Here is a 25,763-nt window from a genome sequence, read left to right as displayed (position 1 = left end):
GGCGGCCCCTACCGCCGCCGCGGGTGGTTCGGCCCCGGGGGCGGGCACTTTCCCCCGCCCGCCCCCGGTGTCCAGGAGAGCCACGCTACTTTTCCTCGGCCAGGGCGTCGTCCATCGCGGTGGCCAGCTCCTTCGACGCGGCCGCCACGTCGGTCGTGCCGTTCCAGGCCGGCGTCAGGTACTTCGTCTCGAGCTCCTGCCAGGCCGCGGTGTTGCGCGAGACCGGGTAGGGCACCGAGTACTCGACCTCGTCGAGGAACGCCTGCAGGTTGAACTCGGGGTGCGACTTCACCCAGGCGTCCTGCGTGCCGTTGTAGGCCGGGATGACGCCGTTCTTCGCGAGCAGCTCGGCGGCTTCCTTCGAGCCGAGGAACTTGACGAACTCCTTCGCCGCGGCGGGCGACTTCGTCTTCGCCGAGACGACGTTGGCCAGGCCGTGGATGATCGTGGCGCGCTTCTTGCCCTGCGGCAGCACGGCGACGTCGGCGCGGGTCTTGGTGTACTCGTTGGTGGAGAACTCCGCGGCGTTCCAGGACCCGCCGTAGTACATCGCGATCTTGCCCGACTCGAACAGGTTGATCGCCTGGGTGTCGGTGAGCGTCTTGAGGCTGGGGGACTGGCCGGCCGCGATCAGGTCGGTCCAGAACTTCAGGCCCTCGATCGTCGCCGGGTCGGCGTAACCGGACTTCTTGCCGCCGTCGGTGAGCACCGTGCCGCCGGCCTGGTAGATCGTGTTGTACTGGTACTCCTGCGCCGACGTGAGCGTCGCGCCGATCGCGTACTGGCCCTTGGCCTTGTTCGTCAGCTTCGCCGCGGCGGCCTTGAACGTGGCCCAGGTCCAGGTGTCGTCCGGGTACGTGACCTTGGCCGCGTCGAAGAGCTCCTTGTTGTACCAGAGCCCGACGGTGTCGAAGTCCTTCGGCACACCGTAGGTCTTGCCCTCGACCGTGTAGAGGTCGACGAGCGACTTCGGGTAGTTGCCGGCGTCGACGTCGTCGAGCGGCAGCAGCACGTCGTTCGTCGCGTAGAGCTGGAAGTTCGGGCCGTTCATCCAGAACACGTCCGGTGCGGCGCCCCCGGTGGCGGCCGCCTTCATCTTCGTCCAGTACGTCTCCCAGGGGCTGAGCTGGACGTTCACCGTGATGTTCGGGTGCTCGGCGGTGAAGTCGGCGGCGAGCTTCTGCATCGCCGGCACCTGGTTCTTGTCCCAGACCGCGTACGAGATGGTCGCCTTCGCGTTCGGGTCGTCGTTGGTGTCGGAGTCGCCACCGCAGGCGGCGGTGGCCATCAGTGCGACTAAGCCGACCAGAGCGCCGGTGCGTCGGAACCATGACATGGGGGAGTCCTAGGGGTGAGCCCGGCCGCGACGCCGTCGAGCGCCGCAGGAATTTCCACTATTAATGGACTCCAGTAAAAAGATGTCAAGGGACCAGCTGAGGCTGCACGTGATCGAGGGCGAGTTTTACCGCACCGAGCGCGACGCTCTCCTCGCCGAGCGTGGACGCCAGCACTTCCGGCGTCCGAATGCAGTGCTTATCGAGCTCTTTGCGCAGTGGCCCGAGCAGCACGTCGGCGGAGCGCGAAAAACCTCCGCCGAGCACGACCAGCTGCGGATCGAGTGCGAGCACCAGCGCGGCCGTGCCGACCGAGAGGTCACGCACGTAGCGGCGCACCGCCCCGAGCGCCGCGCGGTTCCCGGCCCGGGCGGCCGCGAACAGGTCGGCGGCCTCGCCGTCCCACGACTGCAGGTGTTCCTGGGCCCGGATCCAGCCGACGTTGGGCAGCGCGCCGATCTCGCCGGCCGCGCCGCCGAACCCGCGGTGCAGCTTGCCGTCGATCACCAGGCCGACGCCCGTACGCAGCCCGGCGAGCAGGTGGACGAAGTCCTTCGCGTACCGCGCCACGCCGCACCACTGCTCGGCCAGCGCCGCCAGCCGGCTGTCGTTGTCGACCACCACCGGGCCGGCGAACGTGGCGCCGAAGTGCCGGGCCAGGTCGAGGCCGGTCCACTCCGGGATCGCGACCGACAGCACGACCCGCCCACCGGCGTCGATCAGGCCGCTGCTGGCCACCCCGACCGCCCACAGCTCACCGGCGGGCAGGCCGGCCTCGCGCAGGCATTCGGTGACCACGCCGTCGGCCGCGGCGAGCCGCACCGCCCGCCCCGCGGTCTCGGCCACGCCGGTCTGCGCCCGCCCGAGCACCGTGCCGTCCAGGTCGGTGACCAGCGCACGCACCCGGTGCCCACCGATGTCGACGCCGAGCACGTGCCCGGCGTCGCCGCGGAACCGGTAGCGCCGGGCCGGGCGGCCCATCGCACCGGCGACCGGGGGCACCTCGGCCACCCAGCCCTGCGCCACCAGCGCGCCCACCACGTCCTCGGTCGACGCCCGGGAGAGGCCGGAGCGGGCCGACAGCTCGGTCAGCGTGGCCGGTTCCCCGGCGCGCAGCACCCGCACCATGGTCAGCGAGTTGAGCTGCCGCAGGCGCGACAAGTCGCCGCCCGCGATCTCCTCGGCCATCCACACTCCCTTGACCTGAAGCCGCGCCGGGGGTTACTAATCCTGGAGAGGATAGAAAGTAGGCTCCCGTGAACCAAGTCAGTTTAGTTGTCGTCGGTGCGGGTCTCCGTGGGCAGGGCTACGCCCGACGTGCGGTGAGCAGCGGCGGCGCGCGGATCGTCGCGGTCGCCGAGCCCGACCCGGGTCGCCGGGAGCGGTTCGCGGCCGAGTTCGGGGTGACCCAGGTCTTCGCGGACTGGACGGAGCTGGCCGCCGCCGGCCGGATCGCCGACGGCGCGATCATCGCCACGCCCGACCAGCAGCACACCGGGCCGGCGATCGCGCTGGCCGACCTCGGCTACCACCTGCTGGCCGAGAAGCCGATGGCGCCCACCGAGGACGAGGCCGAGCGCATCGTCGACGCGGTGGAGCGCAACAAGGTGATCTTCGCGCTGTGCCACGTGCTGCGCTACACCGCCTACACGCGTGCGGTGACGGACGTCGTCGGCTCCGGGGCGATCGGCGAGATCATGAGCATCGAGCACCTCGAGCCGGTGGGGTGGTGGCACCAGGCGCACTCGTTCGTCCGCGGCGAGTGGAGCAACAGCCGCACGTCGACGCCGATGCTGCTGGCCAAGGCGTGCCACGACCTCGACTGGATGCTGTACGTGGTCGGCCGGCCGGTGGAGCGGGTGAGCTCGTTCGGCCGCCTGTCGCACTTCCGCCCCGAGGCGCGGCCGGAGGGTGCGGCGACCCGGTGCCTGGACTGCCCGATCGAGCCGACCTGCCCGTACTCGGCCACCCGGCTGTACTTCGACTGCCTCGGCGACCCGGACAAGGAGTTCTGGCCGCTCTCCGCGGTGACCTCCGACCACACGGTCGAGGGCGTCACCCGCGCGCTGCGCGACGGGCCGTACGGGCGGTGCGTCTACGACAGCGACAACGACGTCGTCGACCACCAGGTCGTCTCGCTGGAGTTCGAGGGCGGCGCGACCGGGTCGTTCACGATGACCGCGTTCTCGCCGTTCGAACTGCGCAAGACGCGGCTGTTCGGGACGCACGGGTACGTCGAGGGCGACGGGGTGCGGCTGCGGGTGGTGGACTTCCGGACCGGGGCCGAGGAGGTCGTGGAGACCGGCGGGTCGTCGGTGGACGCCGACCACACCGACGGTGACCACGCGCTCGTGGACGCGTTCGTCGAGGCGGTCGCGGCCGGTGACCCCACGCTGCTCAACTCCGACGCCACGACCAGCCTGGCCGGGCACCGCGTGGTGTGGGCCGCCGAACGCGCCCGCTCCGCCGGCACCGTGGTCAGCCTTTGAGCGTCCTCGCCGTCGATCTCGGCGGCACGTCGCTCAAGTGCGCCCTGGTCGACGCCACGGGCGCGGTGACGTGGGCCGGGCGCCATCCCACCGGACGGGAGCGGGGGCCGGCGGCCGTGGTCGCCACGGTCCTCGACGTGCTGGTCTCGATGCGCGACCGCGCGGCGGCCGGGGGGTCGGTGCCCCGGGCGGTGGGGCTGGCCGTGCCGGGGCTGGTGGACGCCACCGCCGGGGTGGCGCTGTGGTCGGTGAACGTCGGATGGCGCGACGTGCCGTTGCGGGCGCTCGTCGAGGAGCGGGTGGGGTTGCCGACCGCCCTGTCGAACGACGTCCGGGCGGGTGGGTTGGCCGAGGCGCGGGTCTCCGGTAGCGACGACGTGCTGTTCGTACCGATCGGAACCGGGATCGCGTCGGCGCACGTGGTGGGGGGCTCGGTGGTGACCGGAGCGAGCGGCGCGGCCGGGGAGCTCGGGCACGTGATGGTGCGCCCGGGCGGGCGGACGTGCGGGTGCGGGCGGCGCGGTTGCCTGGAAGCCGAGGCCAGCGCCTCCGCCGTGGAGGCCCGCTACCGGGAGGTGGCGGGCGACGCGGTCACGGCGGCGGAGGTGGCGCGCCTGGCCGGGGAGGGGGATCCGGTGGCGGCCGGGGTGTGGGGTGACGTGGTCGAGGCGCTCGCGGACGGGCTGGGAAGCGCGGCGGCGCTGGTGGATCCGCAGGTGATCGTGGTCGGTGGTGGGCTCGCGCAGGCCGGCGACACGCTCTTCACGCCCCTGCGCGCGGCCCTCGGAGCACGCAGCTCGTTCCTCCCGGCCCCGACGATCGTCCCCGCGGCCCTCGGTGACGAGGCGGGCTGCCACGGCGCCGCCCTCCTGGCCCGCGCCCTCGTCTGAACCCGCGTCCTACTCGGCGGGAAGGCCGCCGGGCCAGCCCAGGGCGCGGGAGATGCGGTCGGCGGTCTCGGCCACGTGCGGAACGTAGGTGCGGCGCGCCTCCGGCGTCAGGCGGTTGATCGGCCCGCACACCGAGATCGACCCCACCACGTGCCCGTCCAGGTCGAAGATCGGTGCCGCCACCGACCCGGCCCCGGGCTGGCGCTCGCCACCCGACTCGGCGACCCCGTTCTTCCGGGTCTCGGCGAGCAGCGTCCGCAGCTGCTCGGGGTCGACCTGCGTCGCCGACGTGAGCGTCCGCAGCTCGCCGTGCAGCACGTCCTCGCGCTCCTCGGCCGGGAAGAACGCGAGGATCGCGCGCCCCGACCCACCGGCGTGCAGCGGGAACCGGCGCCCCAGCTCCACGGTCATGTTGATCTCGTGGGTGCTCACGACCTGGTCGAGGTACACCCGCCCGCCGGGCACCCGCGCGGACAGCGTCGTGGTCTCCCCGGTCGTGACCTGGAGTTCACGCAGCAGCGGCAGCGACACCCGGCGCAGCTTCGAGTCACGCAACGCCCGCGCCCCGATCGCCGCCGCGGCCGGCCCCAGCGTGTAGGCCCGCGACGTGGAGTCGAGGGTCAGCAGGCCCCGGTCCACCAGCGACCGCATGATCCGGTGCACGACGGCCTTGCTCAGGTCGAGCTCCCGGGCCATCGCGGACACGCCCCACGACTGCGGGCCGTCGACGAACCGGAGCAGGACGTCGGCGACCCGACCGGCGCCCTCCGTACCGTCGCTGGCCATGCGGCTCCCTCCACGTCGAATCCGGCGTGTAGACCGTACCGGTTCTAAACCGTTCCTCTAGCAGGAACGCCATCATCCATCACATCAACGCGGTGTAAATGCTGCATCTCGTAGGGAGAGAACCCTTGACGACTCCACCTGCGGGTGGAACGGTCTGCGTTAACTAAAGCAGTCGTTCCGATTAGCGGAACGCAGCCCGGCACCTTTCGAGGGAGCGACATGGGTAGGCGGACTCTTCCGTTACTGGCGCTGGTGTGTTCCGTCTCGCTCGCCGTGGCCGGGTGCGGCGGCGGGTCGACCGGGTCCGGGAACTCCGGCGGCACGATCAAGATCGGCACGCTCCACCCGCTCACCGGCCCGTACGCGGGCGACGGCCAGCAGATGGAGAACGGCGTCAAGCTCGCGATCGACGACATCAACGCGGCCGGGGGCATCAAGGCCCTGGACGGCCGGAAGCTCGAGCTGGCCGGCGGGGACACGCAGGGCAAGCCCGACGTCGGGCAGAGCGAGGCCCAGCGCCTGGTCACCGAGGGCGTCACCGCGCTGGTCGGCACCTACCAGAGCGCGGTGAGCGCGAACGTCGCCCCGCTCGCCGAGCGCAACAAGGTGCCGTTCGTCATCGACATCTCCGGCGACGACGGCATCCTCTCCCACGGGTACAAGTACGCGTTCCGGATGCAGCCGCGGAACACGGTGTTCGGCACCGCGGGCGCGAAGTACCTGCAGGAGATCTCCAAGGCGGCCGGGAAGCCGCTCCCCAAGGTCGCCTACCTGCACGAGAGCACCGCGTTCGGCACCGGCGTGTTCAAGGCGTTCAAGGCCGAGGCCGAGAAGGCCGGCATCACGGTCGACCCGGAGATCACCTACGACGCGGCCAGCGTCTCCGACCTGACGACGCAGATCACCCAGGTCAAGGCGTCGGGTGCCCAGGCGCTCGTGGTCACCGGCTACTACAAGGACGGGGTGCTCGCGGCCAAGGCGGTGTCCACCGTGAAGCCTCCGCTCGACGCGGTCTACGGCATCGCGAACGGCGCGTTCGACCAGCCGCAGTTCCCCACCGACGCCGGCCCGGCCTCGGCCGGCTACTTCGACGTCAACTACCACCTCAACGACAAGAGCCCGGAGGCGACGAAGTTCGCCCAGGCCTACCAGGCGAAGTACGGGCAGCCGCCGCGTACCGGCGCCGCGCTGGCCTACGACTCGGTGCGGGTGATCGCCGCGGCGCTGGAGCGTTCGAAGTCGGTCGACGGGTCGAAGCTGCGCGACGCGATCGCCGACACCGACCTGACGCCGCTGACGCTCAACGACGGGCCGATCACGTTCGACGACAAGGGCGAGAACTCGACCGCGCTGCCGGCGCTCACCCAGGTCGTGAACGCCAAGCCGACCGTCGTCTACCCGGCGGAGTTCGCGACCGCGAAGGTCACGTACCCGGCCGCCCCCGGCGCATGAGTACGGCCGAAGCCCTCACCACGCGGTGGCGGTCGGTTCCGGCCGCCCCCGTGGTCGCGATCGGCCTGGTGTTCGTGCTGATCGCGGCCGCGCTGCTGAAGTCCGGCAGCGGCACGATCACCGGCCAGGCCGTGCTCACCGGGCTGGTGAACGGCGGGGTGTACAGCCTGCTCGCGATGGGGCTGACGCTGATCTTCGGCGTACTGGACATCGTCAACTTCGCCCACGGCGCGTTCCTCGCGGTCGCGCTGTTCGTCACCTACCAGTTCGTGAGCACGACCGGCGCGAACCCGTACGTCGCGCTGCCGATCGCGATCGCGGCGCTGTTCGCGCTGGGCGCGCTGGCCCAGTGGGCGTTGCTCAACCACACGATGGGCCGCCCGCTGGAGAGTCAGCTCCTGCTGACGCTCGGCCTGTCGCTGCTGGTGTCGAACCTGCTGCTGCTGGCGTTCGGCGGCGACCCGCTCTCGGTCGCGGTCGCCGGTGACCACGGCGTGAACGTGCTCGGAGCGGTGGCCAACCAGACGCGCCTGGTCGCGTTCGGTGGCGCCCTGGTGCTGGCGGCCGGCCTCTACCTGCTGCTCGGACGCACCCGGCTGGGGCGCGCGATCCGGGCCGTGGCGGCCAGCCGGCAGGGCGCCGGGCTGGTCGGCATCGACGTCCGGAAGATCTACGTGCTGACGTTCGGCCTCGGTACCGCGTGCGCCGGCGCGGCGGGCATGCTGATCGCGCCGTTCACCACGATCACCCCCACCGCCGGCGACCAGTTCAACATCCTCGCGTTCGTGGTCGTCGTGATGGGTGGCCTCGGCAACGTCGCCGGTGCGCTGATCAGCGGCATCATCGTGGGTCTGGTCGAGCAGCTGGGCGGGGTGCTGCTCACCGGGCAGAGCCCGCTGTTCGGCGTGTTCCTGGTCTTCATCCTGATCCTGGTGGCCCGCCCGCAGGGCCTGTTCGGGGCCCGGTCATGACCGCCGTCGTCGCGCCCGACGCCGGTGCGCACGAGGGGACCGTCACGCGCAGGCACCGCTCCGCGCGCGGAACCCTCGGGGTGCTCGCGGCGGTCACCGCCGTCGCCGCGACGATGCCGTTCGTGCTGCCGGAGTCGCAGCAGGCGGTCGCGATCCGGGTGCTGATCTTCGCGCTGCTGGCCACCGGCTGGAACCTGATGAGCGGCTACGGCGGCATGTTCAGCTTCGGCAACGCGGCCTACTTCGGCGTGGGCGCCTACGCCGACGTCGTGCTGCTGGTCGGGCACGGTGTCTCGCCCTGGATCGGCATGGTGGTCGGGGCGGCGCTCGCGGCCCTGCTCGCGGTGGGCACCGGGTACGTCGCGTTCCGGTACAAGGTCAAAGGCGCCTACTTCGCGCTGGCCACGTTCGCGATCGCCGAGATGCTGCGGCTGCTCGCCACCGACACCACCTGGGTGAACGGCACGATCGGCTACCACGTGCCGCTGCTGGCGGAGGAGTCGTGGTGGATGTTCCAGTTCGAGGCCAACGCGCCCGAGTACTTCTGGATCGGTCTCGCGCTCGTCGTCGTCGCCTTCCTGGCGGTGTTGTTCTACCTGCGCTCCAAGGCCGGCCGGTACACGGTCGCGATCCGCGACGACGAGGACGCGGCGGCCGCGCTGGGCATCGCGGTGATGCGCTACAAGCTCACGACGATGGCGCTGGCCGCGGCGATCACGTCGGTGGCCGGTGCGTTCTACGCGCAGTACTACCTGTTCGTCGACCCGGACATCGTGCTCGGGCAGACGCAGTCGATCCAGGCCATCGTGCCCGCGGTCGTCGGCGGCGTGGGGACGCTGTGGGGTCCGGTGATCGGCGCCGTGATCGTCGGCCCGCTCTCCACGGTCACCGCGTCGCTCCTGCGGACGCCGCCCGACGCGCTGTCGTTCCTGGCCGGGCGCAGCGGGCTGGACGTCGTGCTCTACGCGGTGCTGGTGATCGTGATCGTCCTCGTGCTCCCGAAGGGGCTGTACGGAACGATCCGCCAGTTCGTGCTCGATCGGTGGCGGTCACGGTGAGCGTGCTGCGGGTCGAAGGGCTGAGCAAGTCGTTCCGGGGCATCGCCGCGCTCTCCGACGTCGACGTCGAGGTGGCCGAGGGAACCGTCCTCGGCATCATCGGTCCGAACGGCGCCGGGAAGACGACGTTCTTCAACGTGGTCGCGGGGGCGTTCAAGCCCGACGCGGGCACCGTGACGCTCGACGGCACGGACATCACCGGGCTCCCGGCGCACAAGGTCGCGCGGGCCGGGATGACCCGGACCTTCCAGCTGATGCGCCCGTTCGCGACGCTGAGCGTGCTGGAGAACGTGGCGATCGCGGCGTCGGTGGGCGGGGGATCGCAGCGGGCGGCGCGCCGGCGGGCCGAGGAGGTCGTCGCGTCGGTCGGCATGGACGAGTGGGCCGACACGGTCGCCGGGACGCTGCACACCGCCGCGCTCAAGCGGCTGGAACTGGCGCGGGCGCTCGCGACGCGGCCCCGGGTGCTGCTGCTCGACGAGGTGCTGGCCGGGCTGGTGCCCACCGAGCGCCAGCCGGTGCTCGACCTGCTGGCGGGCCTGCGTGACGAGCAGGGGCTGACGCTGGTGTTCGTCGAGCACATCATGGCCGCGGTGATGCGGCTGTCCGACTCGGTCGTCGTGTTCGACCGCGGGCGGGTGATCGCGCGCGGCGCGCCCGCGGACGTGGTCGAGGACCCGGCGGTGGTGGAGGCGTACCTCGGCACGGGAGTGGGGTCCGGTGACTGACGGGCTGCGGATCGACGAGGCTTCGGCCGGGTACTCCGGCCTGCAGATCCTGCACGGGATCTCGCTGCACGTCGACGCCGGGGAACTGGTGTCGATCGTCGGCGCCAACGGAGCCGGGAAGTCGACGACGCTGCGGCTGATCAGCGGGCTGCTCCGCGCCACCGCGGGCACCGTGACCTACGCCGGGGAACGCATCGACGGGCGGCGGCCGCACGAGATCGTGCGCCGCGGCGTCGTGCAGGTCTCGGAAGGGCGCGACCTGTTCGGCCCGATGAGCGTGGACGAGAACCTGCGCCTCGGCGCGTGGACCGTGCGCTCCGGCGTGGACGCGCTCCTGGACGAGGTCTACGCGCTGTTCCCCGCGCTCGCCGAGCGCCGCAGGCAGGCCGCGCAGACGATGAGCGGCGGCCAGCAGCAGATGCTGGCGATCGGCCGGGCCCTGATGAGCCGGCCGAAGCTGCTGATGCTCGACGAACCGTCGACCGGCCTGTCGCCGAAGCTCACCTGGGAGGTGCTCGAGGCGGTGCGCTCGATCCGGGACCGCGGTGTGGCCGTGCTGCTGGTCGAGCAGAACGCCGCCCAGGCGCTCGGCATCTCCGACCGGGCGTACGTGCTGGAGAGCGGCACGATCGTGCTCGACGGTCCGGGTTCCGAACTGGCCGAGGACGCCCGGGTGCGGAAGGCGTACCTCGGCCTATGAGCGCGACGCCGGTGCGTGCCCTGGCCGCCTGGGCGGCCGGGCTCCGCACTGTCGACCTGCCCGGTGACGTTCCGAGCCGGCTGGAGACCGTGCTGGCCAGCGTGCTCGGCGTGACGCTGGTCGGGTCGGCGGGGCGCTCGGCGCTGGTCGACGCGTGGGACCCGCCGCCGGGGCCGTCCGTCCTGATCGGAACCGGCCGGTCGACGACGCCGGACGCGGCGGCCTGGCTGAACGCGACCGCGCTGGTGAGCCTGGAACTCGACGAGGGCAACCGGTTCGCCGGTGGGCACCCGGCGGCCCACGGGTGGCCGGCGGTGCTGGCGCTGGCCGGTGCCCGCGACGCCGACGGACCGACGACGGCGGCGGCGCTGGTGGTGGCGTACGAGGTGGCGGCACGGTTCGGCCGGGCGACGCGGCTGCGGCCCGGCACGCATCCGCACGGCACGTGGGGCGCGACGGGCGCGGCGGCCGGGTGCGCCCGTCTGCTCGGGCTGTCCGCCGACGCGACGGCCGCGGCGATCGACACCGCGGCCGGGATGGCCGTCGCCGGACCGTTCGTCGCGGCCCTGGACGGCAACCCGGTGCGTGACGAGTGGGTGGGCGCGGCCAACCAGAGCGGGCTGGCCGCCGCCCGCCTGGCCGCCGCCGGGCTCGCCCGGGACACCGGCATTGCCGGGCACTCGCTGGGCGGGCTGCTCGGGACGTTCGACCCGGCCCCGCTCACCGAGGAGCTCGGGCAGCGGTGGGACCTGGAGCTGGGCTACTTCAAGCGGCACGCGTCGTGCGCGTACACCCACCCCACCGCCGACGCGGTGCTCGACCTGCGGCCGCGGGTGCCGCTCGAGGACGTCGACCGGGTGGACGTCGAGACCTACACCGCGGCGGCGGCCCTCGATCGCGTCGACTGCCCCACCCGGCTGGCCGCGATGTTCTCGGTGCCGTTCGTCGTCGCGACCGCGCTGCGTGAGGGGGCCGTGCGCCCGGACGCGTTCACGCGCATCGACGCGGCCCGGCCGCTGATGTCACGCGTCCACCTGGCCGTCGCGCCCGACCTCGACGCCGCCGTGCCCGAGCACCGCGGTGCGCGGGTGCGGGTGACGCTGCGCTCCGGCGAGGTCGTGCGGGCCGAGGTCACCGACCCGATCGGGGACGCCGCCCGGGGCCCGTTCGGCGCCGCCGACGTCGAAGCGCTCCTCGCCGACCTGCTCGGCTCGGCCGCCGACGCCGAGCGCGTCTGCGCGGTCGCCCGGGAGCTGCCCTGGCTGGGCTCGGTCCGCCGGGCGCTGCGCGAGCTCCCCTGACCCAGGAGGTACTGACATGCGGATCTACGCCGTGACCCCGCTGCACGTCGGGGCCCGTGAGCTCGCCCGTCGGCAGGAGCGCTACGACTGGATCGCGCCCGACGGCGTCGTCGTGGACCTGCACGACCTGCCGTTCGGCGCGCCGACGTCGCTCGAGACGCCCGCGGACATGCGCTCCTCCGAGCGTTCGGTCGTCGCGGCGCTGGCCGACGTGCCCACCGGGTACGACGCGGTGATGCCCGACTGCGTGCTCGACCCCGGCGTCGCGGCCATGCAGGCCGACCCGGCCTTCGGCACCGTGATCGGTGTCCTGCGGGTGACCCTCGCGCACGCGTCGGCGCTGGGGGAGACGGTCGCCGCGGTGGTCAGGAACCCGGCGATCGCCGACGAGCTGCGCGCGGTCGTCGACGGGTACGGCTGGGGTGCGGTGGTCACCCCGGTGCGGACACTGGACCTGGACTTCGCCGCGGTGGCCGACGGGGACCGGTGGCGCGAGCGCCTGGCCGGTGCCGCGGCCGACCTGGCCGGCTCCGGAGCGACCGCGCTGATCAACGGCTGCTCGGCGGTCGACGTCGGCGGCGGCACCCCGATCCCGGTCGTCGACCCGGTGATCCGCACGCTGCGCCTGGTCGCCGCCGGGGCCGCGGCATGAGCGCCGACGGGCCGGACCTGGTCGTGGTCGGCGCCGGGGGCGGGCTGTTCGCGGCGTTGCGTGCGGCCGAGCACGGGCTGAGCGTGCTGGTGGTCGAGGCCAGCGCGCACTACCGCCGGGGCAACAACACCTCGATGTGCACCGCGATGGTGCCCGGCGTCGGCACCCGCTGGCAGCGCGCCGCCGGGATCGAGGACTCGCCTGAGCTCTTCGTCGACGACGTGCGCCGCAAGACCGGCGGCACCGGCGACGCCCGGCTGGCCCGCGCGCTCGCCGAGGTGAGCGCCGAACTCGTCGAGTGGATGGCCGACACGGCCGGCTTCGAGATGTCGTTGATGACCGACATGAACTACCCGGGGCACTCGGTGGAACGCTGCCACACGATCCCCGAGCGCCACGGCGCCGCGCTGGTCGACCGACTCACCCGCCTGGCCGACGCCAGCCCGCTGATCGACGTGCTGGTGCCGGCCCGCGTCACCGACGTGCTGCTCGACGACGACGGCACGGTGCGTGCCGTGGTCGCCGGGGACGAGGAGATCCCGACCGACGCGGTGCTGCTGGCCACCAACGGCTTCGGCGCCGACCGCGACCTGGTCCGCGCGCACCTGCCGGAGATCGCCGCGGCGACCTACCACGGCAGTGAGACCTCCCGGGGCGACGCGCTGCGCATCGGGGCCCGCCTCGGGGCCGACACCGCGTTCCTCGACGCCTACCAGGGGCACGCCGCGCTCTCGGCGAAGGCCTCCACGCTGCTCGGCTGGGCCACGATCGTGCACGGCGGGATCATGCTCGACACCACCGGTCGTCGCTTCGGCCGCGAGACCAGCGGCTACTCCGAGTTCGGCCCGGCGCTCGCGGCCCGCCCCGGCGCGACCGGCTGGATCGTCTACGACCAGGGCGTCCACGACGAGTGCCTGCCGTTCACCGACTTCCGCCACTGCGTGGAGGCGGGCGCGGAGGTGTGGGCGTCCTCGCCCGAGGAACTGGCCGAGGCGACCGGGCTGCCGGTGGACGGGATCCGGGCCGAGCTGGCCGGGGTCGAGCGGCACACCCGGGAGCCGGACCCGTTCGGACGCACGTTCACGCGGGCGTTGCGTGCGCCGTACGCCGCGGTCCGCGTGCTCCCCGCGCTGTTCCACACCCAGGGCGGCCTGGTGGTGGACGGCCGCGCCCGGGTACTGCGCCCCGACGGCAGCGCGATCCCCGGCCTCTACGCGTCGGGCGGTGCCGCGGCGGGCATCTCCGGGCACGGGGCCGCCGGCTACCTGGCCGGCAACGGCCTGCTCCCCGCGTTCGGCCTCGCCTACCTGGCCGCCGACGCCGTCGCCGAGGGAAAGGCGCGCGCGTGATCCGACCGGTTCGCAGTTACCTCTACGTCCCGGGTGACCGGGCGGACCGGCTGCTCGGCGCGCGTTCACGCGGTGCCGACGCGCTGATCGTCGACCTGGAGGACGCGGTCGCGCCGGCGCGGAAGCAGGCGGCCCGGGAGCTGGTGGCCGACTGGCTCACCCCGGAGCCCGGCCCGCAGGTGTGGGTGCGGATCAACGCCGAGAGCGTCGCCGACGACCTGGCCGCGGTGGTGCGCCCGGGTCTGGACGGCGTCGTCGTGCCGAAAGCCGGCCCGGACGGTCTGGCCGAGGTCGACGCGCGGCTGACCGCCCTCGGGTCGGACGCGGCCGTGCTGCCGCTGATCGAGTCCGCGGCGGGGTTGATCCGGGCCGCGGAGATCGCGGCCGGGCCGCGCGTGCTGCGCCTGGGCATCGGCGAGGCCGACCTGATCGCCGACCTCGGCCTGCGTCCCGGCGCCGACCGCGCCGAGCTGGCGCCGGTCCGCCTGCAGGTCGTCGTCGCGTCGGCCGCGGCCGGCATCGCGCGCCCGGTCGGCGCCACCTCCACCGACTTCCGCGACACCGACGCGTTCCGGGAGAGCGCCCGCACGCTGGCCCGCCAGGGCTTCCGCGGCCGCACCGCGATCCACCCGGCGCAGGTGCCGGTGATCCACGAGGTGTTCACGCCCACCGACGAGGAGGTGGCGACCGCCCGGGACGTCGTCGACCGCGTCGACGCCGCCGGCGGTGGTGGCGCGGTGGACGCCGGAGGCCGCTTCATCGACGCCGCCGTGGTCCGCTCCGCCCGCGAGGTACTGGCCCTGGCCACTCGCTGAGCCCCGATGTGCCACAGTGGACATCGGTGGTACCGGTGCACGGGAGGCGAGGCGGGATGGCGCGGTCGTCCGCGAGGACGTGGATCGGTGTCGCCGTGGGCACGGCCGTGTCGGCCACCGCCGGGTACCTGCTGTCGGCGGCCCAGGAGAGCACCGGCCTCACCGCCGGGGACGTCGCGATCGGTGTCGTGCTGGGGCTCGGCTTCGGCCTGGTCGTCACCGGCGTCGGCGCCGGACTCGTCGGGTTCCTCCGGCGACGTGGTCCCAGGCTCACGTCGGCGCCCGGGGTCACGCTGGCCTCACCGCTGCGGGACCTGAGCCGGGCCGATTCGCGTATCGTGCGCGACGCGCTGAAGCGCGCCGAGCCGCCCGACGATCCGGAACTCCGCGCGATCGCCCGCCACGAGGCGCGACGGTTGACGAGATACCTCCCGATCGCCCTGTGGGTCTACCCGGTGATCCTCGTCCTGCAGAGCGCGCAGGTGGTGTTCGGCGACCGGCTGTGGCAGCGCCTCGTCGGCGGTTACTGCGTCGTCTTCTTCGCCGCCGTCCTGGGCTTCTCGATCGTGCAGCTGCGCCGGGCGCGTCGGTACGTGGCCCTCGGCGGCTGAACCGGTACGGACGGCCGATCGCTGTCCACGATGGAGCAACGCTGGCAGACTCCGCCTTCCTCGAATGGCAAGGAGGCCCACGGTGCGATTACTCCTCGGTGGCGCGTTGGCCGTAGCGCTACTCGTCCCGGCCGCGACCGCTCACGCCGCCCCGACGGTCACCGCCACCCCGCTCCCGGTTCCGGACGGCACCACGAGCTCCGCCGTCTCCGACGTCGACGACGCCGGGATCGCGGTCGGGCGCGCGGACGTCGGCGGCACACCCCAGGCCCTGCGCTGGGACGACAGCGGCTACACCGCGCTGCCCGGCTCGGCCCAGCGCCCGGGCGCGTCGGCGGCGCGGATCTCCGACGGCGGTGTGGTCGTCGGCTCGATCGGCGAACCCGACGTCAACCAGCGCGCGATCCGGCACTGGCGTCCGGACGGCACGACCGGCGACTGCCCGATCACGCTCGGGGCCCCGCTCGGCGTCGAGGACGCGAACGGGAGCGGTGACGCGCTGGTGGGCACGGTGACGTCCGGGCGGCGGTTCAGCGCCACGGTCTGCCGCGCCGACGGCGGCACGACGAACACCGACCTCGCGGTCGCGCACGCGATCGCCGACGACGGCCGGGTGGCCGGCGCCCGCCCCGGGAACAGCGCCACGAACGTCAACCACGTCCCGACGGTGCTCACGGCCGACGGCACCGCGACCACCCTGCCGGTACCGGCCGGGCAGGCCGGGGTCGCGTACGATTTCGGCCCCGGCGACGTGGTGGTCGGCGCGCTGGGCACGATGCGGTTCGGCACCGGGCCGTCGGTCACGTTCGTTCCGCGGGTCGCGGTGGTCTGGAGCGGTGGCCGGATCACCGAACTCGGAACGCTCGGTGGCGACACCAGCGTCCCGGCCGACACCGGCCGCGCGGTCAACGCCGCCGGCGACGTCATCGGCACCAGCACGACCGCGTCCGGTGAGACGCACGCGTTCCGCTGGCGGGCGGGCACGCTGACCGACCTGGGCACGCTCGGCGGTGCGGGCAGCGTGCCGACCGCGATCAACGACCAGGGCCAGGTCGTCGGCTCCAGCACGACGGCGTCCGGCGCGACCCACGCGTTCCGCTGGGACGACGGTGCGCTCACCGACCTCGGGGCGCCCGGCGGCACCGGCAGCGCCGCCGTCGACGTCAACGACTCCGGTGTCGTGGTGGGCACCGTGACCACGGCGTCCGGTACGCAGGCCGTGCGGTGGACGATCCGATGAGGTGACGTCAGCCGGTGGGGCGCCGCACGTACTGTCCGCGCGGCGCCCCCACCACGGCCCCGTCCCGCAGCACGGCGTCGCCACGCAGGTAGGTGTCGGTGACCCGTGCCGACAGCTCGAAGCCCTCGAACGGGGAGTACTCCTGCGCCGACTCCGAGTCCGCGGCACGCACCACCCACGAGGACCCGTCGTCGACCAGGCAGAAGTCCGCGTCGTAGCCCGGCGCGACCGTGCCCTTCGAGTACAGCCCGAAGCGCTGGGCCGGGTTCCAGGACGTCAGCGCCGCGATCCGCCCGTGCGACAGCCCGCGTCGCCGCCCCTCGCTGACCAGCGCCGGCAGCAGGTACTCGGTGCCGCCGAACCCGCTCTTCGCGGTGAACACGTCCTCGCGCGGGTCGCCGAACTTCTGCTCGTCCTTGCAGCACGCGTGGTCGCTGGTCACCCAGGAGAAGTTCCCGGCCAGCACGTGCTCCCAGAGCGCCTCGACGTCGTCGCGCGGACGCAGCGGCGGGTTGACCTTGCCGCCGAGCCCGCTCGCGGTCGAGATGTCGGCGACCAGGTGCCCGATCGTCACCTCCCGCCGGAAGTCCACGTGCGGGAACGTCGCCTGCATCAGCATCGCGGCCTCGATCGCCTTGCGCGAGGAGAGGTGCAGCAGGTTGATGTTCGGTAACTGGGTCTCGTGCGCCAGGTACGACGCGATCGTGATCGCCAGCCCCTCGGAGTGCGGCGGGCGCGAGGCGCTGTAGGCGGCCAGGTCGCGCGGGCCCCCGGCCTCCTCGACGATCTTGGTGTAGGCGCGCATGATCTCGGCGGTCTCGCAGTGCAGCGACAGCGAGATCGCGTCCGCGTGCGCCGCGAAGCGCGGGTCCTCCCGGGCGGCCTGGATGCCGCGCATCACGAACTCGAAGTGCGCGTAGTCGTACGTCTCGTCCTCGGGCAGCATCAGGAACGAGCCCTGCTCGTTGGAGCGGCCGTGCAGGCCGTGCGTGCCGTAGAACATGAAGATCTTGAACGAGGGGACGCCGAACTCGCTGATCATCGTCGGGATCTCGTCGATGTGCCGACGCAGGATCGGCGCCACGTGGAACGCGTAGTCCACGTACGCGTGGCCCTCGGTGGCCTTGAGCACGTCCGGGAAGATCTCGGTGTAGGGCCCGGTGCGGTTCAGGTAGTACTGGCCGGTGCGGATGTAGGTGATCCCGGTGGTGACCCCGCCCTGGGCGGAGGCCCGGCTCTCGGTGCGCGCGTCGTCGGTGAGGTCGTTGTAGATGCCCCAGTGCTGGTGCACGTCGACCACGCCCGGGTAGAGCAGCTTGCCGCCGGCGTCGAGCACGGTCCCGGCGTCCGCCGGGTCGAGCGTCCCGAGCGCGGTGAACTTCCCGTCCTTGATGCCGACGTCGGTCGAGCGGGGCTCGGCGGTGTCCGGCGTGACCACGCGCGCGTTCGTGACGATCAGGTCATAGTTCATGGGCGTCGACCTCCCGGAGCGGTTCGAGCAGGGCGGACAGATCAGTGATGTCGTGCAGGCCGGCGATCGCGTCCGCGAGCGACCCGACGGCATCGGCGGGGAGGGCCCGCCCGGCATTGTCGCGGAACTTGGTTGCGAGCTCGTCGAACGAGAGCGGATCGTCCGGTCCGCCCCGGTTGACCAGCACCTCCTCGGTGAGCTCGGTGCCGTCGTCCAGCCGGACCGTGACGACGGCGGGGAACTGGTACGGGAAGATCGCGGTGCACTTCTCGTCCGGCTCGACCTCGACCAGGGCCATCAGCGCGCGCCGGCGGGGGTCGCGGGCCAGCTCGTCGGTGAAGTCGTCGAGCCCGACGCCGAGCCCACCGCCGCCGAGCAGGCCGGCGACGAGCGTGTACGGGCCGCTGAACTGGGCCATGTAGCCGGTCTCAGGGGCGCGTTTCACCTCGATCGGCTGCCCGACCGTGGGGAGGTTCTGCCGGGGTACGCCCAGGCGGATCGCGGCGACGCGGTCCGGGTCGAGACCCTGCGCACGCAGGCGGCGTGCGGCGTCGATGCCGGCGTGGGTGAAGTGGTTGGCGGGGTAGGGCTTGAAGAAGATGCCCGGGACGGCCCACTTCTCGCCGAGGCCGTCGGTGATCGGGCTCGCGTCGAACACGCCGTGCAGCCAGGCCTGGAAGAACCCGAACCGGCCTTCGAGCACGGTCGGCGGGCCGGTGAAACCGTGACGCACCAGCCCCACCGCGCTCAGCGCCGCGTGCGCGGCCCAGCCGCAGTGCATGCGTTTCACGGTGCCGCCGGTGCGGTTGGCCTCGATCAGCCCGGAGGCCATCGAGGCGGTGACCCCGAGCACGTCGGTCACGCGCTCGGCGCCGAAACCGTGCAGTCTCGCCGCGGCGACCGCGCCGCCGAGCGCGCCGCAGATCGACGTGGCGTGCTGGCCGTGTTCGAAGAACACGGAGTTGTTGGTCCGCCGGTCGTAGCCGGCCATGCCGAGGCGCACCGTGGTTTCGAGGCCGACGGCGATCGCGGCCTCCAGCTGGGCGCCGGTCGCGTGCGTGGCCTCGGCCGCGGCGAGCGCGGCCGGGACGACGACGGCGCTGGGGTGCAGGACCGACGGCAGGTGGGTGTCGTCGTAGTCGAGGGAGTGGGCCAGCACGCCGTTGACGAACGCGGCCTGCGCGGCCGGCAGCTTCTCGGCGAGGCCGATCGCGGTGGCCTCGGGCTTCCCGCCCTGCTCGGCGGCCCAGCGGCGGGCGGCGCGGCTGGTCTCCAGCGACGCGGCCGCGGCCGCGATGCCGAGGACGTCGAGCACCCGCTTGCGGACGCTGTCGGTGACCTCGGCCGGCAGGTCGTCGGCCTCGGCGGCGAAGGTCCCGAGCCGCTGGGCCAGCGTGGGCTCAGCCACCGGACACCACCGCGAGCGGGCGGACGGGGGAGCCGGTGGCGCCGAGCAGCTTCAGCGGCGCGAGCACGAACAGGAATTCGGCGACGCCGGCCGCGGCCAGCTCGTCGAGCGCCATCGCCTCGATCAGGTAGATGCCGTGCTCCACGAGCAGGACGTTGTGCGCGGGCAGCAGCGCATGGCCCCCGCCGGGCGCGAGCCGCTCGAACGCGATCGTGTCGGCCCCGGCGGCGTGGATGTTCCTCTGCGCCAGCCACCTCGCGCCGGCCTCGGAGATCCCGGGCACGCCCGAGTCCTTCCCCACGTAGGCTTCGGCGCCCTCGTCGAACCGCCGGCCCCACCCGGAGCGGATCAGCACGACGTCGCCGGGGCGGACGTCGACGCCGGTGGCCTCCAGATCGGACACCGTGATCTCGTAGCCGGGTTCGCACTCCGGCCGGCCCAACGCCCGGGGCACGTCGAGCAGCACACCGCGGCGGACCATCGGCGCGATCGTGTGCACCCCGTGCTCGAGGTAGCGGCCCCCGGTCCCGGCCGCGTGGGCGTCCGCGCCACCGTGAAGTCTGCCCTGGTAGCTGACGTGCGCGAGCGCGTCGATGTGGGTTCCGACGTGGGTGCCGAGCACGATCAGGTCGTTCGCCGCCGACGCGCCGTCGGCACGCACCAGGTCGCCGTGGCGCCGGGGCAGCGTGTGGGTGTACGCGGGGTGGTTCGGCGACTGCGGCATGCCGGGGAAGAACGTGCGCCCGAGGTCGTGGACCGTGACACCGGCCGCGACCGCGTCCAGTAACGCGTCGCTCATCGGATGACCTCCCGGTCGCGCAGGGCCTGGATCTCGCCGGCGGAGAGGCCGGCCTCGGTGAGCACCTCGTCGGTGTCGGCGCCCAGGGCCCGGCCGGTGAACCGGATCCGGCCCGGCGTCTCCGACATCCGCCAGAGGACGTCGTGCTGGAGCATCGTGCCCAGCTCGTCGTCCTCGACCTCGGTGAGCATCTGCGTCTCGCGCACGTGGACGTCCTCCACCAGGTCCTTCGCGGTGTAGACCGGGGCGATCGCCGCGCCGGCTCCGGTGAACGCGTCGAGCACCTCGTCGCGGGTGCGCGCGCCGATCCAGTCGCCGACGTACGCGTCGAGTTCGTCGACGTGCCCGGCCCGGCCGCGCCCGGTGGCGAACCAGGGCTCGTCGATGACCTCGGGGTGTCCGACCAGCCGTAACACCCGCTCGGCGATCGACTGCGCGCTCGTCGAGATCGCGACCCAGCTGCCGTCGGCCGTGCGGTAGGTGTTGCGCGGCGCGTTGTTCGTCGAGCGGTTGCCGTGGCGCTGTTCGATCTCGCCGGTCTGCTGGTAGACGGTGGGCCCCGGCCCGACCGCGGTCATGATCGGCGCCAGGATGCTCAGGTCGACCACCTGGCCCCGGCCGGTGCGGTCGCGGTGGCGCAGCGCCATCAGCGCGGCCGAGGACGCGGCGAGCCCGCAGATGCTGTCGGCGAGGCCGAAGCTCGGCAGCGTCGGCGGCCCGTCGGCCTCACCGGTGAGCGCCGCGAACCCGCTCATCGCCTCCGCGAGCGTGCCGAACCCGGCGCGCGAGGAGTACGGACCGGTCTGACCGAAACCGGTGAGACGCACCAGGACGAGGCCGGGATTCGCGGCGTGCAGCGTCTCCGGGCCCAGGCCCCAGCGCTCGAGCGTGCCGGGGCGGAAGTTCTCGACGAGCACGTCGGCGTCGGCCGCGAGTCTCCTCAGCGCGGCGGCACCGTCCGGATCGGACAGGTTGAGCGCGACCGTGCGCTTGTTCCGGCTGATCTCCTTCCACCAGATCGCGACGCCGTCCTTCTGGCCGCCGTGCCCGCGCATGCTGTCGCCGGTGCGCGGGTGCTCGATCTTGATCACGTCGGCGCCGTAGTCACCGAGGATCTGGCACGCGAGGGGGCCGGCCAGGATCGTCGAGACGTCCAGGACTCTCAGCCCGTGGAGCGGTCCGTTCTCCGGTGGGCTCGTCATCGTTCCGCTCCAAGAAACGCCATGCGGGGACTCTATACCCGGCTGGCGGCCGTGAGGAAGGTTCTCGCGGCGCAGCGCCTATTTCGCGTACCGGCTGGCGGAACGGAGCGCCCCTCCCGGTCCCGGACGAATTGTTGAACAATGCTTGCCGGATTGTTCAACAATCTCGTACGGTGAGCGGCACCCGCGCACCATCGGCCCTCGACTCGAGGAGCACACCGTGGCCAGCGAAGTTCTCACCGAACGGAAATCCCGGCGATCAGCGCTGCTCGGCGCGATCTTCCTGATGGCGACGAGCGCCATCGGACCCGGATTCATCACTCAGACCACCACGTTCACCGTGTCGCTCGGCGCGGCGTTCGCGTTCGGCATCCTGGTGTCGATCCTGATCGACTTCGTCGTCCAGATGAACGTCTGGCGGATCATCACGCTCAGCGGCCGGCGCGCGCACCAGATCGCCAACACCGTGGTGCCCGGCGCCGGCTACCTGCTGGCCGCGCTGATCATCGCCGGTGGGCTGGTGTTCAACATCGGCAACGTGGCCGGCTCGGGGCTCGGCCTGAACGCCGCGCTCGGGCTCGACCCGAAGCTCGGCGGCCTGCTCTCGGCCGCGCTGGCGATCGTCCTGTTCGCGGTCAAGCGCGCCGGCGCGGCCATGGACCGGGTGCTGATCGTGCTCGGCCTGCTGATGATCGGGCTGACGCTCTACGTCGCGATCGCCTCCGGACCGCCGGTCGGCGACGCGCTCCGGCAGACGGTCTGGCCGGACACGATCGACGTCGCCGCGATCACCACGATCATCGGCGGCACCGTCGGCGGGTACATCACGTACTCCGGGGCGCACCGGCTCCTGGACAGCGGCACGACCGGCCCCGAGCACGTCCGGGAAGTGACCCGCGGCGCGCTGGCCAGCATCGCGGTCACCGGCGTCATGCGGTTCCTGCTGTTCCTGGCGATCCTCGGGGTCGTCGCCTCGGGCGTCGTGCTCGACACGGCCGGGAACGCGACGGCGGACGCGTTCCAGGCCGCCGCGGGCGAGTTCGGTCAGCGGGCGTTCGGGCTCGTGCTCTGGGCCGCCGCGATCAGCTCGGTCGTCGGGGCGGCGTACACGTCGGTGTCGTTCTTCGACGCGTTCTCGGCCCGGCTGAACCCACCCCGGCCGCGGGCCTGGGCCACCGTCGCGTTCATCGCCGTGACCACGGTGATCTACCTGATCATCGGCACCGCGCCGGCCGCGCTGCTGGTCTTCGCCGGCGGGTTCAACGGGCTCATCCTGCCGATCGGCTTCACGATCCTGCTGTACGCGGCGTGGCGGCGGCGCGACGTGCTCGGCGGTCACCGCCACCCGGCGTGGCTGCTGGTGCTGGGTGCGCTGGTGAGCGTGGTGACGTGGTACATGGGTGTGGTGTCGGTCCGGACCATCTTCGACTACCTGGCGGGGTGAGGTCGTGAACGTCGATCTGAACAGCGACCTCGGCGAGAGCTTCGGCACCTGGCGGCTCGGCGACGACGCCGCCGTGCTGGACGTGGTGACCAGCGCGAACGTCGCGTGCGGCTTCCACGCCGGCGACCCGCGGACGCTCCTGTCCACCTGCGAGCGGGCGGTGGCCGCCGGTGTCGTGATCGGAGCCCAGGTGGGGTACCGCGACCTGCCCGGGTTCGGCCGCCGGTTCATCGACTACGAGTCGGCGGACCTCGTCGCCGACCTGCTCTACCAGCTCGGGGCACTGGAGGGGTTGGCCCGGGTCGCCGGTGGGCGGGTGCGGTACGTGAAGCCGCACGGCGCGCTCTACAACACGATCGTGCACCACGAGGAGCAGGCCGCGGCCGTGGTCGAGGCCGTCGTCCGGTTCGATCCGGGCCTGCCGGTGCTGGGGCTGCCCGGGTCGGTGTTCCTGGCCGCGGCGGAGAAGGCCGGGCTGCGCACGGTCGCCGAGGCGTTCGTCGACCGGGCCTACACCCCGGCCGGGACGTTGGTGTCCCGCCGCGAACCCGGGGCGGTGCTGCACGATCCGGACCAGGTGGCCGAGCGGATGGTCCGCCTGGTCACCCGGGGTGAGCTGGTGGCCGTCGACGGCTCGGTGGTGACCGTGCGCGCCGACTCGTTGTGCGTCCACGGCGACTCCCCGGGTGCGGTCGGGATGGCCGGGGCCGTGCGCGCCGCGCTGGAGTCGGCGGGCATTTCGATCGGGGCGTTCGCGTGAGCGCCGCGAGCGAGGTGCGCTCGGAGTTCCGGGGTGGGCTCGTCCGGCCCACCGCCGGGCTGGCGCCGGGGGTGGCGCAGGCGAACCTGATCGCGCTGCCCCGCGAGTGGGCCTGGGACATGCTGCTCTACGCGCAGCGCAACCCGCGCCCGTGCCCGGTGCTCGACGTCAGCGACCCGGGGCAGCCGTTCACCGTGCTCGCGCCCGACGCCGACCTGCGCACCGACCTCCCGCTCTACCGGGTGTGGCGCGACGGCGAGCTCGTCCGCGAGGTGAGCGACGCGACCGAGGTCTGGCGCGACGACCTGGTCGCGTTCCTGATCGGCTGCAGCTTCACGTTCGAGGCGCCGCTGCTGGCCGCCGGCATCGACGTCCGGCACGTCTCGGCCGGGAGCAACGTCCCGATGTACCGCACCGACCGGCAGTGCCGCCCGGCCGGCCGGCTCCGCGGCGAGCTGGTCGTGTCGATGCGGCCGATCCCGGCCGACCGGGTCGCCGACGCCGTCCGCATCAGCGGGCGCTTCCCGGCCGTGCACGGTGCGCCGGTGCACGTCGGGAACCCGGCCGCGCTCGGCATCGAGGATCTGGACCGGCCCGACTTCGGTGATCCGGTCGAGGTCCGCGCGGGCGAGCTCCCGGTGTTCTGGGCCTGCGGGGTCACCCCGCAGGCGGCGGTGATGGCCTCGGCGGTGCCGTACGCGGTGACGCACGCGCCCGGGCACATGTTCGTCACCGACGTCCCCGACCTCGAATACCAGGTCTGATGCGGTTCCGCCGCTGTGGACGCGAAGCGGTGCTGGTCGAGGTCGCCGACCTGGACGCGGCGCTGGCGCTCTACGAGGGGGTGCGTGCCGCGCGCCTTCCCGGTGTCCTGGACCTGGTGCCGGCCGCGCGCACCGTGCTGGTGCGTCTCGACCCGGCGGTGACGTCACCGGCTCGTGTACGTCACCGGATCGCCGGCCTGGCCGTGGGGGAGGGGCGGCTCGCCGACCGCGGCACGGTCGAGATCCCGGTGCGCTACGACGGCGACGACCTGGCCGAGGTCGCGGACCACCTCGGGGTCACCGCGGACGAGGTGGTAGCCCGGCACACCTCCTCGACGTGGACGGCGGCGTTCGCCGGGTTCGCGCCCGGCTTCGCGTATCTCACCGGCGACGACCCGCGCCTGGACGTGCCGCGCCGGGCGACGCCGCGGACCCGGATCCCGGCCGGTGCGGTCGCGCTGGCCGGTGGCTTCTCCGCGGTCTACCCGGCCGACACCCCCGGTGGCTGGCAGCTGATCGGACGGACGACGACCCGCCTCTGGGACGTCGACCGTGACCCGCCGGCGCTGCTCGTGCCCGGCACGCGGGTGCGGTTCCGGCGGGCGGACCGATGAGGATGACCGTGGTGCGTACCGGTCCGCGTGTCGTGCTGAAGGACGCGGGGCGCCTCGGGTACGCCGAGTACGGGGTCGCGCCCTCCGGGCCGGTCGACCGGGCCGCGTACACGGCCGCCAACCGGCTGGTCGGCAACCGGGCCGGCGCCGCGGTGCTGGAGTGCCTGCTCGGCGGGCTGGTCGTCCGGTTCGACGCGCCGGCCGTGGTGGCGCTGACCGGCGCGGACGCCACGCTGCTGGTGGGCGTCACCGAGGTGCCGGCCGGGGTGGCGGTGGAGGTCGCGCCGGACGTGCCGGTGGAGGTGACGACGCCCCGGGCCGGTGTGCGGAGCTACGTCGCGGTGGCCGGTGGGATCGCGGTGCCCCCGGTGCTCGGCTCCCGCTCCACCGACGCGCTCGGCGGCATCGGCCCGCCGGCGCTCCGCCCCGGCGACACGCTCCCGATCGGCCCGGCACCGGCCGGTCACCGCGGGCCGGCACCGGGCGGCCAGCTCTCGGGCGGCCTGCTCTCGGGCGGCCTGCTCTCGGGCGGCCCGGCGCCGGGCGACGGGGTGCTCGTCGTGACCGTGGACCTCGGGCCCCGGAACGACTGGTTCGCGCCGCGGACGATCGCGACGTTCCTCACCGCCGGGTACACCGTCGCCCCGGCGAGCGACTCGGTCGGCGTCCGGCTCTCCGGCCCGCCGCTGCCCCGGTCGCGCGAGGGTGAACTCCCGAGCGAGGGGGTGGTCCGCGGGGCGGTGCAGGTGCCACCGGACGGGCAGCCGATCGTCTTCGCCGCCGACCACCCGCTCACCGGCGGATACCCGGTGATCGCGGTCGTCCACCCCCGGGACACCGACCGGCTCGGCCAGGCCAGACCGGGACAGACCGTGCGGTTCGCGCTGGCCACCGACTTCCTCGAGGACCCCTGAGTGGTTCACTG

25 protein-coding genes are annotated in these 25,763 nt (G+C 73.2%); 18 read left to right on the top strand and 7 right to left on the bottom strand.

What is annotated here, in order from left to right; translation table 11 throughout:
- Positions 1-85: 85 nt before the first annotated feature.
- Entirely contained in the window at positions 86-1,336 is a 1,251-nt protein-coding gene (locus tag ABD437_RS10560) for an ABC transporter substrate-binding protein (protein ID WP_344648607.1), read from the bottom strand.
- 85 nt (positions 1,337-1,421) lie between these two features.
- Positions 1,422-2,522 carry an ROK family transcriptional regulator gene (locus ABD437_RS10555; protein WP_344648606.1) on the bottom strand — a complete coding sequence of 367 codons (1,101 nt, stop codon included), beginning with the start codon at positions 2,520-2,522 and terminating at the stop codon, positions 1,422-1,424.
- Positions 2,523-2,590: 68 nt separating this feature from the next.
- Here ABD437_RS10555 and ABD437_RS10550 point away from each other — a divergent pair, with 68 nt between their 5' ends.
- Both ABD437_RS10550 and ABD437_RS10545 read left to right on the top strand, forming a co-directional pair.
- Positions 2,591-3,823, top strand: coding sequence for a Gfo/Idh/MocA family protein (locus ABD437_RS10550; RefSeq protein ID WP_344648605.1), 1,233 nt, complete (start codon positions 2,591-2,593; stop codon positions 3,821-3,823).
- On the top strand, positions 3,820-4,713 hold the full coding sequence (locus ABD437_RS10545) for an ROK family protein (protein WP_344648604.1): 894 nt from the start codon (positions 3,820-3,822) through the stop codon (positions 4,711-4,713). The genes ABD437_RS10550 and ABD437_RS10545 overlap by 4 nt, the downstream gene beginning before the upstream one ends.
- A 9-nt stretch (positions 4,714-4,722) precedes the next feature.
- Here ABD437_RS10545 and ABD437_RS10540 read toward each other — a convergent pair whose 3' ends face one another.
- A complete protein-coding gene (locus ABD437_RS10540) occupies positions 4,723-5,499 on the bottom strand; it encodes an IclR family transcriptional regulator (protein ID WP_344648603.1) in 777 nt (258 codons plus the stop codon).
- Between the two features lie 219 nt (positions 5,500-5,718).
- Between ABD437_RS10540 and ABD437_RS10535 the strand changes: the two genes are divergently transcribed.
- From ABD437_RS10535 to ABD437_RS10485, 11 genes are all read left to right on the top strand, one after another.
- Positions 5,719-6,951, top strand: a complete 1,233-nt coding sequence (locus ABD437_RS10535) for an ABC transporter substrate-binding protein (protein WP_344648602.1) — start codon at positions 5,719-5,721, stop codon at positions 6,949-6,951.
- Positions 6,948-7,922 (top strand): branched-chain amino acid ABC transporter permease, encoded by a 975-nt coding sequence (locus ABD437_RS10530; protein WP_344648601.1) that lies wholly within the window; start codon positions 6,948-6,950, stop codon positions 7,920-7,922. Before ABD437_RS10535 ends, ABD437_RS10530 begins: the two co-directional genes overlap by 4 nt.
- Positions 7,919-8,980, top strand: coding sequence for a branched-chain amino acid ABC transporter permease (locus ABD437_RS10525; RefSeq protein WP_344648600.1), 1,062 nt, complete (start codon positions 7,919-7,921; stop codon positions 8,978-8,980). The genes ABD437_RS10530 and ABD437_RS10525 overlap by 4 nt, the downstream gene beginning before the upstream one ends.
- Positions 8,965-9,708: an ABC transporter ATP-binding protein gene (locus ABD437_RS10520; protein ID WP_344648599.1), complete on the top strand. Its 744-nt coding sequence runs from the start codon at positions 8,965-8,967 to the stop codon at positions 9,706-9,708. The genes ABD437_RS10525 and ABD437_RS10520 overlap by 16 nt, the downstream gene beginning before the upstream one ends.
- Positions 9,701-10,408: an ABC transporter ATP-binding protein gene (locus ABD437_RS10515; RefSeq protein ID WP_344648598.1), complete on the top strand. Its 708-nt coding sequence runs from the start codon at positions 9,701-9,703 to the stop codon at positions 10,406-10,408. The genes ABD437_RS10520 and ABD437_RS10515 overlap by 8 nt, the downstream gene beginning before the upstream one ends.
- Entirely contained in the window at positions 10,405-11,709 is a 1,305-nt protein-coding gene (locus tag ABD437_RS10510; protein WP_344648597.1) for an MmgE/PrpD family protein, read from the top strand. The genes ABD437_RS10515 and ABD437_RS10510 overlap by 4 nt, the downstream gene beginning before the upstream one ends.
- Positions 11,710-11,725: 16 nt before the next feature.
- The gene (locus ABD437_RS10505) at positions 11,726-12,361 is read left to right on the top strand and encodes an aspartate/glutamate racemase family protein (RefSeq protein ID WP_344648596.1); all 636 of its coding nucleotides are present in this window, start codon (positions 11,726-11,728) and stop codon (positions 12,359-12,361) included.
- On the top strand, positions 12,358-13,710 hold the full coding sequence (locus ABD437_RS10500) for an FAD-dependent oxidoreductase (RefSeq protein WP_344648595.1): 1,353 nt from the start codon (positions 12,358-12,360) through the stop codon (positions 13,708-13,710). Before ABD437_RS10505 ends, ABD437_RS10500 begins: the two co-directional genes overlap by 4 nt.
- The gene (locus ABD437_RS10495; protein WP_344648594.1) at positions 13,707-14,525 is read left to right on the top strand and encodes an HpcH/HpaI aldolase/citrate lyase family protein; all 819 of its coding nucleotides are present in this window, start codon (positions 13,707-13,709) and stop codon (positions 14,523-14,525) included. The genes ABD437_RS10500 and ABD437_RS10495 overlap by 4 nt, the downstream gene beginning before the upstream one ends.
- Before the next feature lie 95 nt (positions 14,526-14,620).
- Positions 14,621-15,136: a hypothetical protein gene (locus ABD437_RS10490; RefSeq protein WP_344648593.1), complete on the top strand. Its 516-nt coding sequence runs from the start codon at positions 14,621-14,623 to the stop codon at positions 15,134-15,136.
- A gap of 82 nt (positions 15,137-15,218) precedes the next feature.
- Positions 15,219-16,376, top strand: a complete 1,158-nt coding sequence (locus ABD437_RS10485) for a hypothetical protein (protein ID WP_344648592.1) — start codon at positions 15,219-15,221, stop codon at positions 16,374-16,376.
- Positions 16,377-16,383: 7 nt separating this feature from the next.
- On the opposite strand, the gene ABD437_RS10480 is transcribed toward ABD437_RS10485, so the two are convergent.
- From ABD437_RS10480 to ABD437_RS10465, 4 genes are read right to left on the bottom strand one after another with little or no spacing between them, the layout of a single operon-like run.
- Positions 16,384-17,847 (bottom strand): dihydroorotase, encoded by a 1,464-nt coding sequence (locus ABD437_RS10480; RefSeq protein ID WP_344648591.1) that lies wholly within the window; start codon positions 17,845-17,847, stop codon positions 16,384-16,386.
- A complete protein-coding gene (locus ABD437_RS10475; RefSeq protein ID WP_344648590.1) occupies positions 17,837-19,255 on the bottom strand; it encodes an MmgE/PrpD family protein in 1,419 nt (472 codons plus the stop codon). Before ABD437_RS10475 ends, ABD437_RS10480 begins: the two co-directional genes overlap by 11 nt.
- Positions 19,248-20,054 (bottom strand): cyclase family protein, encoded by an 807-nt coding sequence (locus ABD437_RS10470; protein ID WP_344648589.1) that lies wholly within the window; start codon positions 20,052-20,054, stop codon positions 19,248-19,250. Before ABD437_RS10470 ends, ABD437_RS10475 begins: the two co-directional genes overlap by 8 nt.
- The gene (locus ABD437_RS10465) at positions 20,051-21,256 is read right to left on the bottom strand and encodes a CaiB/BaiF CoA transferase family protein (protein ID WP_344648588.1); all 1,206 of its coding nucleotides are present in this window, start codon (positions 21,254-21,256) and stop codon (positions 20,051-20,053) included. The genes ABD437_RS10470 and ABD437_RS10465 overlap by 4 nt, the downstream gene beginning before the upstream one ends.
- A gap of 220 nt (positions 21,257-21,476) precedes the next feature.
- On the opposite strand from ABD437_RS10465, the gene ABD437_RS10460 reads away from it, so the two are divergent.
- The 5 genes from ABD437_RS10460 to ABD437_RS10440 are packed head-to-tail and all read left to right on the top strand — an operon-like array spanning position 21,477 to position 25,752.
- Entirely contained in the window at positions 21,477-22,700 is a 1,224-nt protein-coding gene (locus ABD437_RS10460) for an NRAMP family divalent metal transporter (RefSeq protein WP_344648587.1), read from the top strand.
- 4 nt (positions 22,701-22,704) lie between these two features.
- The gene (locus tag ABD437_RS10455; RefSeq protein ID WP_344648586.1) at positions 22,705-23,460 is read left to right on the top strand and encodes a LamB/YcsF family protein; all 756 of its coding nucleotides are present in this window, start codon (positions 22,705-22,707) and stop codon (positions 23,458-23,460) included.
- Entirely contained in the window at positions 23,457-24,224 is a 768-nt protein-coding gene (locus ABD437_RS10450) for a putative hydro-lyase (RefSeq protein WP_344648585.1), read from the top strand. The genes ABD437_RS10455 and ABD437_RS10450 overlap by 4 nt, the downstream gene beginning before the upstream one ends.
- Positions 24,224-24,838 carry a 5-oxoprolinase subunit B family protein gene (locus ABD437_RS10445; RefSeq protein WP_344648584.1) on the top strand — a complete coding sequence of 205 codons (615 nt, stop codon included), beginning with the start codon at positions 24,224-24,226 and terminating at the stop codon, positions 24,836-24,838. Before ABD437_RS10450 ends, ABD437_RS10445 begins: the two co-directional genes overlap by 1 nt.
- Positions 24,835-25,752 carry a 5-oxoprolinase subunit C family protein gene (locus ABD437_RS10440; protein ID WP_344648583.1) on the top strand — a complete coding sequence of 306 codons (918 nt, stop codon included), beginning with the start codon at positions 24,835-24,837 and terminating at the stop codon, positions 25,750-25,752. Before ABD437_RS10445 ends, ABD437_RS10440 begins: the two co-directional genes overlap by 4 nt.
- The last annotated feature ends 11 nt before the right edge of the window (positions 25,753-25,763 follow it).

The organism is Cryptosporangium japonicum (genome assembly GCF_039524755.1).
Classification (GTDB): Bacteria; Actinomycetota; Actinomycetes; order Mycobacteriales; family Cryptosporangiaceae; genus Cryptosporangium; species Cryptosporangium japonicum.
Note: the sequence above shows the minus strand (reverse complement) of the source record. Positions and strands in the feature narration are given on the sequence as shown.

Coding starts and splice junctions, on each gene's coding strand:
- ABD437_RS10465 (WP_344648588.1), bottom strand. CDS start 21,256: ATGACGAGCCCACCGGAGAACGGACCGCTCCACGGGCTGAGAGTCCTG.
- ABD437_RS10555 (WP_344648606.1), bottom strand. CDS start 2,522: ATGGCCGAGGAGATCGCGGGCGGCGACTTGTCGCGCCTGCGGCAGCTC.
- ABD437_RS10560 (WP_344648607.1), bottom strand. CDS start 1,336: ATGTCATGGTTCCGACGCACCGGCGCTCTGGTCGGCTTAGTCGCACTG.
- ABD437_RS10505 (WP_344648596.1), top strand. CDS start 11,726: ATGCGGATCTACGCCGTGACCCCGCTGCACGTCGGGGCCCGTGAGCTC.
- ABD437_RS10510 (WP_344648597.1), top strand. CDS start 10,405: ATGAGCGCGACGCCGGTGCGTGCCCTGGCCGCCTGGGCGGCCGGGCTC.
- ABD437_RS10540 (WP_344648603.1), bottom strand. CDS start 5,499: ATGGCCAGCGACGGTACGGAGGGCGCCGGTCGGGTCGCCGACGTCCTG.
- ABD437_RS10530 (WP_344648601.1), top strand. CDS start 6,948: ATGAGTACGGCCGAAGCCCTCACCACGCGGTGGCGGTCGGTTCCGGCC.
- ABD437_RS10480 (WP_344648591.1), bottom strand. CDS start 17,847: ATGAACTATGACCTGATCGTCACGAACGCGCGCGTGGTCACGCCGGAC.
- ABD437_RS10440 (WP_344648583.1), top strand. CDS start 24,835: ATGAGGATGACCGTGGTGCGTACCGGTCCGCGTGTCGTGCTGAAGGAC.
- ABD437_RS10445 (WP_344648584.1), top strand. CDS start 24,224: ATGCGGTTCCGCCGCTGTGGACGCGAAGCGGTGCTGGTCGAGGTCGCC.
- ABD437_RS10535 (WP_344648602.1), top strand. CDS start 5,719: ATGGGTAGGCGGACTCTTCCGTTACTGGCGCTGGTGTGTTCCGTCTCG.
- ABD437_RS10470 (WP_344648589.1), bottom strand. CDS start 20,054: ATGAGCGACGCGTTACTGGACGCGGTCGCGGCCGGTGTCACGGTCCAC.
- ABD437_RS10500 (WP_344648595.1), top strand. CDS start 12,358: ATGAGCGCCGACGGGCCGGACCTGGTCGTGGTCGGCGCCGGGGGCGGG.
- ABD437_RS10525 (WP_344648600.1), top strand. CDS start 7,919: ATGACCGCCGTCGTCGCGCCCGACGCCGGTGCGCACGAGGGGACCGTC.